Annotated in this window: 1 protein-coding gene; it reads left to right on the top strand. The window is 33.3% G+C overall.

What is annotated here, in order from left to right:
• Positions 1-818, top strand: an 818-nt coding sequence (dapA, locus tag ACVC2P_RS20330; RefSeq protein WP_452600264.1) for a 4-hydroxy-tetrahydrodipicolinate synthase, incomplete at its 5' end; no start/stop codon positions are given.
• Between the last annotated feature and the right edge of the window lie 72 nt (positions 819-890).

The following is an 890-nucleotide window of genomic DNA, read 5'->3' on the forward strand; positions in this document are numbered from 1 at the left end:
GTGTAGACCATGATGCGCTAGCAAATATAGTAGAGCACAATATAAAAAATGGTGTAAACTATATTGTAATAAGCGGTACTACTGGAGAAAGTGTAACCGTTACTAAAACTGAAAAGCAAGAAATTATAAAAACCATTAGTAAAACGAACAATGGTCGTGTTCCATTGGTTTTAGGAATAGGAGGAAATAATACAGCAGCAGTAATAGAGGAAATTAAAACAACAGATTTGTCTTTATTTAAAGGTATATTATCTGTATCACCCTATTATAGCAAGCCAACACAAGAAGGCATTTACCAACACTTTAAAGCTATAGCAGAAGCTTGCCCTGTATCTATTATTTTGTATAATGTACCTGGTAGAACAGCTTCAAACATGACACCAGAAACTATTTTTAGGTTAGCAAGCGATTTTGAAAATATTGTAGCAGTAAAAGAAGCAGGTAATAATGTTGCGCAATACCTACAATTAATAAAAGGAAAACCAGAAGGCTTTGGTATTATATCTGGAGATGACGATTTAGTGTTAGGTGTAACCTTAGCAGGAGGAGATGGTGTTATATCTGTAATAGCACAAGCTTTACCAAAAGACTTTTCTAAAATGATTCAACTAGGGTTAGAAGGAAAAGCAAAAGAAGCCTATGCTATACATTATAAACTAATGGATATAATAAGTTTAATATTCTCTGAAAATAACCCGGCAGGAATAAAAGCAGTTTTTGAAGCATTAAATCTATGTAACGACACCGTTAGATTGCCTTTAGTACCTGCAACAGAAGCATTAAAAACTAAAATTAAAGTAGCTTTAGAAAGCATATAATTTGGGAGAAAAAATAAAAGATCCAGGATTTGGAACGTATTCCAACAAGCACGCTAGACGAATGGTTAATAG

The sequence above is a fragment of the Pontimicrobium sp. MEBiC01747 genome (genome assembly GCF_053601635.1).